Raw genomic sequence first — 13,379 nt, 5'->3', positions numbered from 1 at the left:
TCGCCGTGGCGATGGGTTGCGGGCGGCGCTGCGGCTCAAGTTTCCGGCAAAACAGCCGATGGAGTTGTGTGCGTCAGAAGGGACCGAGATCCCGCGGCGCATCAATGACATCCCCGGCTTCAAGCGCCTGCATGGCAGGCCATGGGCACCGGGCGGCCGCGCCATGGCGCAGCGGCGGCGCGGCATCGCCGAGGCCGGGATTGCGGGCGACCCCGAGGACGGGGCGGAGCCGTCCGGACACGATCCATCAAGGGAACAATCGAATGGAAAACCGGGGACAAGATACAGTGGACGGCGGTTTGCGGGTCAGCCTGGACGAGACCGCGCGGCAGCTGCGCGCGGCCTATGCCGCCATGCCGGGCCACATGGCGCCGGACCGCGCCGCGCTGCAAGAGGCGCTGGCCGGCGGCGGCTGGGCGCAGGCGAAGCTGGACACCGCCGCGATCGGCGCCTTTCTCGCGCAATGCCAGCGCGCCGCCGAGGGGGCGCCCGTGCAGGCGCTGATCGGCGAGCTGACCGACGGCTATTTCGATCTCAGCGTCAGCAGCGACAACCTGAGCGTACGGCTCAACCTGCTGCCGCCGCAGGGCGGGCGCGAGGTGACACGCGACGAGATCCGTGCCGCGCTGGCCGAGCGCGGCGTCAAGGCCGAGCCCGACAGCGCGGCCCTGCGCGGCGCGGTCGAGGCGGGCTATTGCGACGGGCTCGAGATTGCCACGGGACGCGCGCCGCAGCCCGGCACGCCAGCGCGCTTCGAGAGCCTGCTGGCACCGCCCAAGCCGCTGGTGGCCGAGGACGAAAACGGCCGCATCGACCTGCGCGACCTAGGCACGCTGTTGCTGGTGAATCCCGGCACGCCGCTGATGCGGCGCATCCCGGCCCGCCAGGGCAGCGACGGCATCGATGTCTTTGGCAAGATCGTGCCCGCCGTGCCGGCCGCCGATCCGCCTTTTGCGGACGGCCTGACCGGCGTGGCGCCTGATCCCGCCGATCCCGAGGTCCTGGTGGCGGCGATCTCCGGCTCGCCGGCCCTGTCGGCGCAGGGCGCATCGGTGAGCCCGGTGGTCGATGTGGAAGCGGTGGACATGCACTCCGGAAACGTCACCTTCGACGGCACGCTGCGCGTCAACGGCGATATCAGGACCGGTATGACCGTACGCGTGACCGGGGATGTGATCGTCAGCGGCACGATCGAGGCTGCCCATGTGGAGGCGGGCGGCAATGTGGTGGTGAAGGGCGGCATCATCGGCAAGGCCGAGGGCACGCATCAAGGCACGCAACAGGGCGCCGAGGCGCCGCGCTGGCGCGGGTGATCTGCAAGGGCTCGCTGCATGCGCGCTTCATCGAAAGCGCGGTGGTCGAGGCCGGTACCGAGGTCAAGGTGGAAAGCGGTATCCGCCAGAGCGACGTCGCCGCCGGGCGCAGCATCATCGCGGGCAGCCCCAAGGGCGGCCAGGGCAATATCACCGGCGGGCGCTGCCGTGCGCAACTGGCGGTGCGCACCGCCACCCTTGGCGCCTCCGCGGGCACCGCGACCATCGTGCAGGTGGGCACCAACCCCTATGCCGAAGCCGAGAAGGCCGAGCTCGAGGGCCAGCGCCGCCAGTTGGAGGCGGAGCAGGCCAAGGTGCAGCAACTGGTCAGCTTCTTCGCCAAGAATCCCGAGAAAGCGGTGGGCGACTTGCGCGAGAAGGCGCGCGCTACGCTGTTCAAGCTCACCCGCGACTCGATTGCGCTCGACGCCAGGCTCGCCAAGCTTGCCGAGCAACTCCGCCCGTCCCCGGAGGCGGTGATCGAGGTGAGCCGGCGCATTCACGGCGGTTGCAGCCTGCATATCGGGCAGAAGTCGATGAAGATCATGGAGGACAAGCCGGGCGGCCACATCCGGCTGGTGGAGGACCGCATCGCGCTGGTCTGAGCCGCCTGGCTCGCCATCGCCCGCCCGCCGCCGCGCGCTTGCGCGGCGTTTTGCATCCGCCGGGCGGAACAAGATGCGGAACACGTTACGTGACGCGTAACGTGGCCCGGCCCCACCCGGCACGCGGCGCCCGAGTCCCCGCGCAAGCGCCAATCCCTTGCCCCACAAGGCCGCGCGGCCTGCCCCGCTGCGCCAGAGGGCGCGCGCTGGCGGCTGGCACGTGCCTTGCACAGTACCCTGCCAGGCGTCCCCGCTGGCGCCGTTCCAGAAAAACAAAAGGAGGAATCATGGACATGGCACTCACCAGCCGGGCAGGCGTAGACAGCACGACCTCGCGAGGCGTCTCGCCGGGTATGCCGTCGGCCATGTCGACGTGCCAGGTTGCCAGGCTGCCGCTGGCCTCGCACGGCACGGCGCAGTTCCGGGCGGTGGTGATCGACGAATGCGCGCTGCTGCGCCTCGGCCTGACCCGCATGCTGGAGAGCATGCCGGGCGTGGAGCAGGTGGATGGGGTGGATCCTGACGATCTCCCGATGCACGGGACGACGATCCGCGAGGCTGGCCTGCTGGTGTTTGGCATGCCGCAGGACGTGACCAGCGGCTGGCGTTTGCTGCGCAAGCTGCGCAGCATGTTGCCAGCCCAGCGGGTGCTGCTGCTGTCCGACAATATGTGGCTGCACATGCCGCCGCCTGAGATGGGCTACGGCATCTGCTGCTGCCTGCCCAAGACCGCCGCCCTGGTGACCCTGGAAGCGGCCATCAGCAGCATGCTCGAGGCCGAGGTGCTGGCCGCCTGAGCCGCGCATCAATCGACACCGGCAGCGCCACCCTCGCCGCGCTCAAGCGCCTGCGGCGCGGCGGGCGACTGGTGATGCGCATCTTGCGGCACTCTCAAGTATGAACCACGTTCACTTGTCTGTAAATCGAGACATATAGCTATTCAGCATCGCAAAAGGCAGGTCTATGTTGATCCTTCGCCACAACCGCTCCCCATGAACAGCGGTTGTGGCGATCGACGAGGGAAGCGTCGATTTTCTGAAGCCTCAACATAAGACAGGAAGAACATGCCACAAACTGCCTACAAAGCGATGACCTCGCCTATGCATCCGGCCGGCACCCGCTTCACGCCGACCCGGCTCAGCGCCATCGCGCTCGCCTCGCTCGCACTGACCCTGGGTGCCTGCGGCGGCGACGATCCCGTCGCGGTCACTCCGGTATCGACCACCCCCGCCGTGGTCGCGGGCTGCGAGCTGAACGGCACCACCGGCGGCGAAGCCGTGGTGCTGCCGGGCGATCCCAACGCGCCGGAAATCGCCACCGGCTATGCGCCCAAGAACACGGTTTACGCCAAGACCTATATGGCGGTGACCAACAACCCCGTTTCGACCAAGGCCGCCTGCGACGTGCTGAAGAACGGCGGCACGGCAGTGGACGCCGCCGTGGCGGCGCAGATGGTGCTGAACCTGGTGGAGCCGCAATCCTCTGGCATTGGCGGCGGCTCCTTCATCATGTACTACGACGCGGCGACCAAGAAGGTCACTGCCTACGACGGGCGCGAGACCGCCCCGGCCGCCGCAGACGGCAACTACATCCAATGGAAGTCCGCCGCCGACCAGACCGCGCCGGCGCCAAATCCCACGCACAGCGGCCGCTCCATCGGCACGCCCGGCACGCTGCGCGTGCTGGAGCTGGCGCACGGCGAGCACGGCAAGCTGGCCTGGGGAAGGACCTGTTCTCTCCCGCCATCAAGCTGGCGACCGATGGTTTCCCGATTCCGCCCCGCATGGCTGCCGCGATCGCCTCGGCGCTCAACAACCCGATCACGGCCCCCAGCATCAAGCGCGACGCCGAGATGGCCGGGTACTTCCTCAACGCCGACGGCACCCCGCGCGCGGTCAACACCGTGATCAAGAACCCGGCGCTGGCCAATGTGTTCAGCTCGGTCGCCAGCGGTGGCGCTGACGCGTTCTACAAGAATGGCCCGATCGCCCAGGCCATCGTCAACAAGATCCAGGCCACTTACGGCGGCACCGCCACGCCGGGCCTGACCACCTTGGCTGACCTGGAGAGCTACGCCGCCAAGAAGCGTACGGCGGTCTGCACGACCTACCGCGAATACGAGATCTGCGGCATGCCGCCGCCGTCCTCCGGCGGCATCGCGGTGGCGCAGATCATGGGCATCGTCGAGAACTACGAGATGTCGCGCTACGCGCCGTCGAACATGGACAAGAACGGCGGCCGCCCGAGCGTGCTTGGCACCCACCTGATGGCCGAGGCGGGCAACCTGGCCTATGCCGACCGCAACAAGTACGTGGCCGACACCGATTTCATCGGCCTGCCCGGTGGCAGCTGGGAGAGCATGCTGAACAAGCCCTACCTGCGCAAGCGGGCGGACCTGATCAGCACCGTGGGTTCGATGACGTTGCCGGTCTTGCCAGGCGACCTCGGTGCCGTGCCGCTCGCGCCGTCGATCATCGACGAACATGGCACCACGCACCTGTCGCTGACCGACAAGTACGGCAACGTCGTCTCGATGACCACCACCATCGAAGCGGGACTTGGCTCGTACCACTTCACCAACGGCTTCCTGCTCAATAACCAGCTGACCGACTTCAACCCGGCGCCCGCCGATGCCGGCGGCGTGCCGATCGCCAACCGCGTGCAGCCGGGCAAGCGCCCGCGCAGCTCGATGGCGCCCACGCTGGTGTTCAAGCGCAATGCGGACGGCTCGCGCGGCGACTTCTACATGACCACCGGCTCGCCGGGCGGCGCCTCCATCATCCAGTACGTGGCCAAGACCCTGGTCGGCGTGCTGGACTGGAAGATGGACGCGCAACAGGCGGTGTCGATGATCGACTTCGGTGGCTCCAACAGCGCGGCTAGCGGCATGATGGTCGGCGGCGAGCATCCCAACGTGGATGCCACCAAGCCGGCCGGCGGCCTGGCCGGCGACAACGACCCGCTGGTCAAGGGCCTGCGCGGGCTGGGCCACGTGGTCAACGTGACGGCGCAGTCGAGCGGCCTGAGCGCCATCATCCGCACCACCGTGGGCGGGTCGACGGCGCTGGTCGGCGGCGCCGATCCGCGTCGTGAAGGCGTGGTGCTCGGCGATACGTTCAAGCCGTAAGCCGTAAGCCAGTACGGAAGGGTTTGAGGAAATTTCTACGCATGCATTGGGATATGGCTGGTAGGCCGATGCGGGTCCGCTCGCTACAGTAGCCATATACCGCTCTCTCCCCGGGGGTGGTATTCCCGACGAGGACCTAATCCCTTGGTCCTCCTTCCGTAGCGCTGCATGCTCCCGCATGCGGCGCTTTTTTTACTTCGCCTTCCCCACCCTCCGGCCTTCCCACCACGGAAGTCGCCTAACTCGCTTTAGTCGCTAAGTCGCTTACCAGACCCGGATCTTGATCTGCAGCGAGATGCAGCCATCCACCTTTCCCCGCATCGTCGGCACGTAGATCAGGTTCGCACCCACGCGCCCATACTCGATGCTGATGACGGGCGCCGCCATCGGCGACCAGCCACCGTGATTGACATCCGGATACCCGCGCACCGCGCCTGCCGTGGCGCCGAACCGCACCGGGCCAAGATGCAGGGGCTGCCAGGTGACGGTCGCGTAGGTGGAGTGATCGCGCATGCTGTTGCGGTACTCGCCGACCGACAAGGTGAAATCCTCCGAGACGCGGACATCCGCGCCGATGCCCCAGTTGGCCGCGTTGTAGTGCGCCGCATGATTGAAGTGGTACGAGAAGAACCCGGCGTTTAGCCAGACCTGGGGGCTGAAGGCGGGCGCCGGCGTAGCCTTTGCCGAATCCGCCGGCGCTTCAATCGGCGCATCTATCGGCGCATCTATGGGCATAGCTATCGGGGTGTTCGTCGGGGTGTTCGTCGGGGTGTCTGGCAGCGTGCTGTCATCCGCGCGGGCGGCGACGGCCCACAGGGATGCGCCTAGCGCAAACACCATCAGGAGCTTGCGCGGAAAAAGGCGATACTTCGCCGCGCCAGGAACTGGATAAGCATCCATGGCCGCTTCCTTGTCGATTGTCTTGGCTGGGAGCTGGCTGGACGCGGCGGGAATCGGCGCGCGGGCGCAGCCATCCTGCGCGAGTCCGGCATGGCGCCGGCGGCCCTAGGTGGCGGCGGTATGCATGATGTTCCCCGGTTGCGTGGCAAGTGCGAACGCGTACCGCGTGCTGCGCGGCCGCTTCGTCATCGGTCCCGGTGCCAATTGGATCGGCGGGCCGGTTTTGTATTTATCGTGTTACCAGTCTGGTGCTTCGATGTGCGGGATTCAATCAATCGAAAGCCGTAAGCCTATCGAGGGGATTGGAGGGCAAGCGGAGTCAACGTCCCGGTAAAACGGGACGTTTCGAGCTTGCAGGCACGGGGTGCTTTATATGCCGCTGGCGGCTGCCAGGCGGCAGCTCCAGGGTATGGCGCGATCAGGCGAACGCGCGTTCGGCGATGCGGGCAGGCGAGCGCCGCGGCAGGGGCCGCGGCGCTCGGGTCAAGCGGGAGACGCGCTAGCGGAACTCGCCTGGCTGTGCGCCATCGCGCGCCAGGCCAGGTGCGCGGTGCCGGCGGGCGGCTCCGCACGCATGCCCTGCGCGCGCACATCCGGAAAATCCGAGGCGTCGAGCCAGACCGACAGGAAGGCGCCCATTGCATCCAGCAGCGTGTCCGAGTTGATGCCGGTCGGCCCACCCACCTTAGGGCAGATGACCAGGTTGGTGCCCTCGTGCGAATACACGCGCAGCGTCTTGACCAGGTCAGCCGGCTGCAGGTGATGCTCCGAGCAGGGCACGCCCTCAAAGCCGAACGCCAGCAGGAACTCCTCCTCCTCGGCCTGCCCCGTGCAGAGAATCACCTTGGGGCGCATGCGCTGGCGCTGCTCCGCGATAAAACGGAAGCGCCCGCCCTGGCGGCAGAATTCCACATAGCGCCAGTTCGGGCTGAGGCACGGATTGCGGCGAAACGTCTCGAGTTGCGACAGGTCCATCTGCTGCGGCTTGGGCAGGGGGTAGAGATTGATCTTGAACTCCCAGCCGCGCGGCGCGTAGAGGTACTGATCGAAGTAGCCGCGCCAGTCCAGTCCCGGCATGGCTTCACGCAACGCCGCCGCGCGCGTCGCCGCCATGATGCGGGCGAGGCGCTGGTGTGTCTGCCAGCGCGGCATGTCGTGCCGGTGGCGCTCGCGAAAGGCGCTGTCCCAGGCGGGTGGCGCATGCACTGGTGCCAGCGAGGCACCCGGCGAAGACGCAAGCAGGTGTGGCTCCTTATCGCATATCCAGACAGCCGCGCCGATGTTCCCCCCCTCCATGCCGGCGTACGAAGAGAAATACGCGTCCAACGCCTCGCTGCTGAAAACTGATGTCATTTGATCTCTCTTTCTCTCTTCGTCGTGGCCCGTCAAGCAAGCGCTTGTCGATGCGCGCAGCAAGCGGCTTCAGTGCGGTACTGCTCGCTCGCGCATGCATGACAGGGACTAGCGCAATCGCCGTGCCATCTGGCCGATGGCGCTTGCTGACCCGGCGCAGTGATGGCACGAGGCGAATGCGATTTGGCTGGAGGCCTTGTCAGGGAAGGGATTGCGGGTGATCCGCCTGGCTCGGGAATGGGGGCGGGTGCTGAGGGCCACCGCGCGGGGGATGGTGCGGCGCTGTTACGCGTTACGTAACGTGGGCGGCGTGGGGGAACGTGGCGGGCGCGAGGTGCCGTATTTTCCACAATTGACCCGGACCGGCCGGGGCGCCGCCTAACGCGAAGCGGGCGGAAGCCAGTAGGTCTCTATGGCGATCGGGTTCGCATGCATCCTGGCCCCGCCCATGCAGAGCGTCCACACCGCAAGAAAATCCGGAGGGACCAGGCGATCTGGCGTGGTTGCGCCCCGCTTAGCGCCATCTGGCCGTGCTACCAAGCGCTCCGGCACCAGAAGTTCTTTATGACGCCGAAAAAAAACTTTCAATTGGCACAGATGATGGTTACGGGGCGGTTTCACGTAGCCTGACAACTTTCCCGAGGAAGCTGTCGCGATGAAACTGTCTGGATCCGCCTTGATGACCGCCATGGTCATGACCTGTTCACTTGGATATGCGCAGCCGTCAGCGCTTGCCCGCGACGATCATCACTGGATCGGAACGGAGAATATCAAGAGCCGCGTCGGCACGTTCGCCTTCAACGGCGGCTACCCAACGCCCGCGTCTGTCGACAAGCTCCACGATCAGCTGATCTTCAATCGCGCGATCGAAGCCTACTTGCAGAACATTGCCGCTGTGTCGATGTTCAAGTTCCGCAAGGGCCTGGGTGACTTTGGCGCCAAGGTGCCGAACCAGATTGCCATCTGGCAGGAACTGCTCGATGCGAACACGCTGCTGCTCACGCCCAACGGCGACACGGTGTACACCATTACGTTTCTCGACCTGAAGCGTGACGGCCCCACGGTCGTCGAACTGCCGCCGAAGATGCTGGGCCTCTTCGACGACATGTGGATGCGATACATCGCCGACGGCGGTATTGCGGGGCCCGACAAGGGCCAGGGTGGCAAGTTGCTGTTCCTGCCGCCGGACTACAAGGGCGAGGTGCCGCAGAGCGGCTATTTCGTCTCGAAGTCCCGCACCTATGGTGTCTGGATGCTGATGCGTGCGGTGGATCCGGACCCCAGGGCGGCAGCCGAGCGCTCGCGCCAGATCAAGGTCTATCCGCTGGCGCAGGCCGCCAACGCGAAGCCAACCACGTTCCTCGATGCCTCCGGCAAGTACCTGGATACCATCCACGCCGACGACTTCACCTTCTTCGAGGAACTGAACGAACTAGTGCAGCAGGAGCCGGCGGAGGCCATCGGCTCGCTCGAGCGTTTCTACTTGGCGTCGATCGGCATCGTCAAGGGCCAGCCATTCGCGCCAGACAAGGCCCGCAAGGCGTTGCTGGTCGAGGCGGCACGCATGGGCGCAGCAATGGCGCGCATGAATGCGTACGGCGGCAAGGACCCGGACGCAATCGTGTACCCGGGCAAGCACTGGCAATGGGCGTTCGTGGGCGGCAGCTATCTGTTCGACAGCCAGGGGTACGACAACATGGATCGTCGCGGCGCGTTTGCCTACGCGGCGACTGGCAACACCCCGGCGATGGCTTCCAAGGTGGTTGGCGCGGGGTCGCAGTACATCTGGTCCGCAAGGGATGGGCGCGGCAATTTCCTCGACGGCAAGAAGCACTACAAGCTGCGCATTCCCGCCAACCCGCCGGTCAAGGACTTCTGGTCGGTGACGGTCTATGACGCCAAGAGCCGGTCCATGCTGCAGAACGGCCAGAAATTTCCCACGGTCAGCCAGTACACCAGTCCCGACAAGAATCCCGACGGCTCGATTGACATCTACTTTGGCCCCAAGGCTCCGGCAGGCAAGGAAAAGAACTGGATCCGCACACTGCCCGACCGGGGCTGGTTCCCGATCCTGCGCTTCTATGGCCCGCTGCAACCGTTCTTCGACAAGACCTGGCAGCCGGATGACATCACAGAGGTCGGCGGCTGACGGCAACCGTCCTGCAGGCCTTGATTGAACCGTTCGAAATCTGTCCACAAAGCCCAACATGACACCAGAACTCCGCAAACACATCGCATCCCGCCCTCGCAGATGCCCACCGTCTCGTGGTATCACGTCTGGAAGGGCGTCGGGTCGGCGGAGACCGGCGCGCCGGGCCAGTTCGTGATCTGGGAGTCGCTGATGGACGCGCAGACGCTGCTCCTGACCGGGAACAGCGAGACGGTCTATGCCTTGGCTGCGATCGACCTGAAGCGCGACGGGCCAACTGTGATCGAGGTGCCGCCCATGCTGCTGGGCGGCGTAAGCGATCTGCAGCAGAAGGAAGTGGTCGGCATCGGCCCGACTGGCGCGGACCACGGCAAGGGCGGCAAAGTCCTCCTGCTGCCGCCTGGCTATACCGGCACAGTGCCTAAGGGCTATATCGCCGCCAAGGCGCGCACATACAAACTCGTCTTCGGCGTGCGCGGCTTTCTCGTCGACGGCAAGCCCGATCAGGCGACGGCGCTGATGAAACGTGCCAGGATCTATCCACTAGCCCGTGCCGCCAACGCGCCGCAAATGGTGTTCGTCAATGGCTCCGGCAAGCAGATAGATACGATCTTCCCTGACACCGCGCAGTATTTCCACTCACTGAACGACATCGTCCAGACCGAGCCTGCCGAGATCTTCTCGTCGCAGGAACGGTTCTACCTGGCCTCCATCGGCATCGAGAAAGGCAAACCGTTTTCCCCGGATCAGGACCGCGAGTCCGTCTTCGCGCAGGCGGGTCAGCTAGGCGGCGCAATTGCGCGAGATATTTCCTTTGCTTCGGCCGACCCCGAGCGGATCGTCTACCCTGAGCGGCGCTGGGAGTGGCTGTTCATTGGTGGGAGTGCCACCTGGGATTCGCAGGGCTACCTCAACACGGACCGCCGCTCAGCGTTCTCCTATGGCGCAATCGGGATGTCCCCGGCCATGGTGGCGAAGGTCGTTGGCCAGGGATCGCAATATCTGTGGGCGACGCGCGCCGCCGACGGCTCGTACCTCGACGGCGGCAAGAACTATCGCCTGCGCATTCCGGCAAATGTTCCGGTGAAGAATTTCTGGTCGCTGGTCGTCTACGACGCGCAGAGCCGCTCCATGCTGCGCAACGAGCAGCGTTTCCCGTCGGTCAGTCAGTACACGGGGCCGGCAAAAAATGCGGACGGATCGGTCGACATTTTTTTTTGGCCCGAGCGCACCGCAGGGCAAGGAGAAGAACTGGGTACAAACGGTGGGGGGGAAGGGCTGGTTCCCGCTCCTCCGATTCTACGGACCCCTTCAACCATTCTTTGACAAGAGCTGGAAGCCAGGCGACATAGAGGAAGCCAAGTAAGTTCGCGGCATCGACAGCGGGCGTGCGGGGTCTATCCGTGTGTTCTGCTGCCTTCGGGCGCGCATACCTACGAGACCAGCGGGCGCCGTTCCAAACGGGCCCGTCGCCCCGGTGTCAGCGCTTCCAGGCCATCGGCGCGGAGGCCGAGCAGCTGGCGAACTTGCCAGACCAAGCCCTGCTGGTGGCGACCTGGATGCGTTGCTCGTTGACCGGCTCGAGCTGCCGTTGTCGGCGCTCGGCCAGGCTGTTGGCCACACTGGTCAGCGCCGACTTGCATGCCGCCTGCGCCGCGCTGGAGCGCACGAAGAACTGCGGGTAGCGATAGTTGACCATGAGGGTGAACCCGTCCGCGACATACTCCACCGTGTATTCGGTGTCGCTGTCATAGGTCGACATCTGTCGGCCGGTGGATGGCGCGGGCGTCGTGCAAGCCGCTGATATCAGGCAGGCCGCTGCTGCCAGCACCTTCGTGTATTTCACAGCGTGATCTCCATGGATTTGGTGGCAGGATGCGAAGCGCATCTCAGGCGTGTGCGAGTTTGGCGGTGGATGGTACCAAGTCAGGCCGCCGCTGGGCCGCAGTTCCTGGAAGAGGCCTGCGCCGTCCCGGAGCCGATTTCCGCCATCGCCGCCGTACTTGGCCTGGCGGCACTGCGCATCGGTCAGGGGAAGGATCCGCTTGGGCATCCGGGGCTCCGTGAGCTCATACGCCAAAGACTCATACCCCATACCCTCAAACATACCCCCAAACAATGTGGCAAACGCTGGGCAAGGTTTGCAAACGCTGGGCAACAAAAAACCCAGAGAGCTTTACGCTGTCTGGGCTTCTAGGCAATGCTGGTCAAACTTTGGAATTCTTATGGTGCCGAAGAGAGGAATCGAACCCCCGACCTTCTCATTACGAATGAGCTGCTCTACCGACTGAGCTACTTCGGCCCACCATCCGTCAACAACTGGATGAAGCCCGCAATCATAGCAGCGTTTTTTTTCACTGGGAAGCCCCGGCGAAAAAAATCTGCCAGGAGCCTCCGCAGGCGCGCCGCCAGGTGGCGGCGCGGTCATTCAGGCCGCGTCGTTGGCGGCCAGTGGCGCGGGTTCGGCGCGCTGGCGGAACCAGAGCAGGTAGGCCACGCTGAGCACCGCCAGGAAGGGGATGCCGGTGAGCAGCGTCATGCGGAAGGCTTCGGTGAACAGGGTGGTCGCCATGATGGCCAGCAGCATGCCGGCGCCTAGCAGCGTGAGCAGGGGGAAGCCGCGCATGCGGAAGGCCAGCGGGCGGTTGCCGCTGGCGACCCATTGGCGGCGGAAGCGGTAGTGGGTGAGGAAGATCATGAACCAGGTGAAGAGGGCGCCGAACATGGAGATGGCCATCATCAGCAGGAAGGCGTCGCCGGGGTAGAACACGTTGAGGCCGGTGGCGAGCGCGATGCCGATGCTGGAGAGCAACAGCGCGCGCACGGGGATGCCGCGCTTGCTGACTTCGCCGAAGCTGCGCGGGGCTTGCCCTGCGCGGGCCAGGCTGAACATGGTGCGGGTGGTGATGTAGAGCTGGCTGTTCATGGCGGACAGCGCGGCGATCAGCACGACGAAGTTGATGATGGCGGCGGCGCCCGGCACGTGGATGGCTTCCATCACCTGGACGAAGGGGCTTTTTTGCGCGCCGGCCTGGTTCCAGGGAACGATGGCGAGCATCAGCGCGAGCGTGAGCAGGTAGAACAGGCCGAGCCGGATCATGGTGGAGCGGAACGCTTGCAGCACGGCGCGCTCGGGGTCCTGGGCTTCGCCGGCGGCGACCGCGATCATCTCGATGCTGAGGTAGCTGAAGATCGAGACGATCACCGCTACCCACATGCCCCACAAACCGTTCGGCAGGAAGCCGCCGTGCGCCGTGTAGTGGTGGAAGCCTGCGCCGGCCGCGCCGCTGCCAGTGCTGCCGGGCGTGCCGAAGACGACGTAGGCGGCCACCAGGATAAAGGCGACGATGGCGACGATCTTGACCATCGAGAACAGGTACTCGACGGCGCCGAATATGCCCACGCCGACCAGGTTGATGAGGATCAGCGCGGCGGAGAACGAGACGATCCAGAACCAGGCGGGCACCTGCGGGAACCAGTACCCCATGTAGAGCGCCACGGCGGTGACTTCGGTGCCGACCGCGAGCACGATGGAGGCCCAGTAGGCGTAGCGCACCAGGAAGCCGGCGAGCGGGCTGACATAGTGCTCGGCATAGGCGCCGAAGGAGCCGGAGGTGGGGTGGGCTACCGTCATCTCGGCCAGGCAGCCCATCAGCAGCAGCGTGACCAGCGCGCCGATGCCGTAGCTGAGCAGCACGCCGGGGCCGGCGAAGCCGATGGCAAAGCCGCTGCCCATGAACAGCCCGGTGCCGATGGCACCGCCAATGGCGATCATGGCGAGCTGGGCGGGTTTGAGGCTGCGGTGCAGGCCTTGCTCACGCTGGACGATTTGCTGGAAGCCTCCGCTTGCGTTGCGTTGCCCGTTTCCTTGTTCCATGTCTCCTCCTTGGTTTGCCCGCCGCCCTTGCCTTGTCGGGCATGAGCCGGGTCAT

General features: G+C 65.6%; 9 protein-coding genes, 1 tRNA gene and 2 pseudogenes. 7 read left to right on the top strand and 5 right to left on the bottom strand.

The genetic code is table 11. From position 1 onward, the window contains the following. Window positions 1–287: 287 nt before the first annotated feature. From OR16_RS47870 to OR16_RS29795, 4 genes and pseudogenes are all read left to right on the top strand, one after another. Window positions 288–1,313: a FapA family protein gene (locus tag OR16_RS47870; RefSeq protein WP_337459881.1), complete on the top strand. Its 1,026-nt coding sequence runs from the start codon at window positions 288–290 to the stop codon at window positions 1,311–1,313. Then, entirely contained in the window at window positions 1,310–1,918 is a 609-nt protein-coding gene (locus OR16_RS47865) for a FapA family protein (RefSeq protein WP_337459880.1), read from the top strand. Before OR16_RS47870 ends, OR16_RS47865 begins: the two co-directional genes overlap by 4 nt. Window positions 1,919–2,205: 287 nt before the next feature. Then, the gene (locus OR16_RS29800; protein WP_100228009.1) at window positions 2,206–2,715 is read left to right on the top strand and encodes a response regulator transcription factor; all 510 of its coding nucleotides are present in this window, start codon (window positions 2,206–2,208) and stop codon (window positions 2,713–2,715) included. Between the two features lie 303 nt (window positions 2,716–3,018). Beyond that, window positions 3,019–5,045, top strand: a pseudogene (locus tag OR16_RS29795) (gamma-glutamyltransferase family protein). A gap of 264 nt (window positions 5,046–5,309) precedes the next feature. Here OR16_RS29795 and OR16_RS29790 read toward each other — a convergent pair. Beyond that, window positions 5,310–5,945, bottom strand: a complete 636-nt coding sequence (locus OR16_RS29790) for a hypothetical protein (RefSeq protein WP_006162391.1) — start codon at window positions 5,943–5,945, stop codon at window positions 5,310–5,312. A 483-nt stretch (window positions 5,946–6,428) separates the two neighbouring features. Further along, complete coding sequence (locus tag OR16_RS29785; protein WP_006162390.1) at window positions 6,429–7,298, bottom strand: hypothetical protein; 870 nt, start codon at window positions 7,296–7,298, stop codon at window positions 6,429–6,431. 655 nt (window positions 7,299–7,953) lie between these two features. On the opposite strand from OR16_RS29785, the gene OR16_RS44975 reads away from it, so the two are divergent. The 3 genes and pseudogenes from OR16_RS44975 to OR16_RS48505 all read left to right on the top strand — a co-directional run bounded on the left by OR16_RS44975 (window position 7,954) and on the right by OR16_RS48505 (window position 10,813). Then, window positions 7,954–9,447 (top strand): DUF1254 domain-containing protein, encoded by a 1,494-nt coding sequence (locus OR16_RS44975; protein WP_202801116.1) that lies wholly within the window; start codon window positions 7,954–7,956, stop codon window positions 9,445–9,447. Between the two features lie 102 nt (window positions 9,448–9,549). Beyond that, window positions 9,550–10,677 (top strand): annotated as a pseudogene (locus OR16_RS29775) (DUF1254 domain-containing protein); the annotation flags it as partial. Continuing rightward, window positions 10,637–10,813: a DUF1214 domain-containing protein gene (locus OR16_RS48505; protein WP_423739694.1), complete on the top strand. Its 177-nt coding sequence runs from the start codon at window positions 10,637–10,639 to the stop codon at window positions 10,811–10,813. The pseudogene OR16_RS29775 and the gene OR16_RS48505, both read left to right, overlap by 41 nt. Window positions 10,814–10,927: 114 nt before the next feature. Here the strand turns inward: OR16_RS48505 and OR16_RS29770 are convergent, their stop codons facing one another. The 3 genes from OR16_RS29770 to OR16_RS29760 all read right to left on the bottom strand — a co-directional run bounded on the left by OR16_RS29770 (window position 10,928) and on the right by OR16_RS29760 (window position 13,324). Then, window positions 10,928–11,293, bottom strand: a complete 366-nt coding sequence (locus OR16_RS29770) for a hypothetical protein (protein ID WP_043421727.1) — start codon at window positions 11,291–11,293, stop codon at window positions 10,928–10,930. A gap of 380 nt (window positions 11,294–11,673) precedes the next feature. After that, a tRNA-Thr gene (locus OR16_RS29765) sits at window positions 11,674–11,749 on the bottom strand. A 126-nt stretch (window positions 11,750–11,875) separates the two neighbouring features. Continuing rightward, the gene (locus OR16_RS29760; RefSeq protein ID WP_006162386.1) at window positions 11,876–13,324 is read right to left on the bottom strand and encodes an amino acid permease; all 1,449 of its coding nucleotides are present in this window, start codon (window positions 13,322–13,324) and stop codon (window positions 11,876–11,878) included. Between the last annotated feature and the right edge of the window lie 55 nt (window positions 13,325–13,379).

It is taken from the genome of Cupriavidus basilensis OR16, from assembly GCF_000243095.1.
Lineage (GTDB): Bacteria > Pseudomonadota > Gammaproteobacteria > Burkholderiales > Burkholderiaceae > Cupriavidus > Cupriavidus basilensis_D.
Note: the sequence above shows the minus strand (reverse complement) of the source record. Positions and strands in the feature narration are given on the sequence as shown.

Bases quoted from the DNA above. Each gene is read 5' to 3' on its own strand.
- OR16_RS29800 (WP_100228009.1), top strand. From the start codon at position 2,206: ATGGACATGGCACTCACCAGCCGGGCAGGCGTAGACAGCACGACCTCG.
- OR16_RS29760 (WP_006162386.1), bottom strand. From the start codon at position 13,324: ATGGAACAAGGAAACGGGCAACGCAACGCAAGCGGAGGCTTCCAGCAA.
- OR16_RS29785 (WP_006162390.1), bottom strand. From the start codon at position 7,298: ATGACATCAGTTTTCAGCAGCGAGGCGTTGGACGCGTATTTCTCTTCG.
- OR16_RS29790 (WP_006162391.1), bottom strand. From the start codon at position 5,945: ATGGATGCTTATCCAGTTCCTGGCGCGGCGAAGTATCGCCTTTTTCCG.
- OR16_RS44975 (WP_202801116.1), top strand. From the start codon at position 7,954: ATGAAACTGTCTGGATCCGCCTTGATGACCGCCATGGTCATGACCTGT.
- OR16_RS48505 (WP_423739694.1), top strand. From the start codon at position 10,637: ATGCGGACGGATCGGTCGACATTTTTTTTTGGCCCGAGCGCACCGCAG.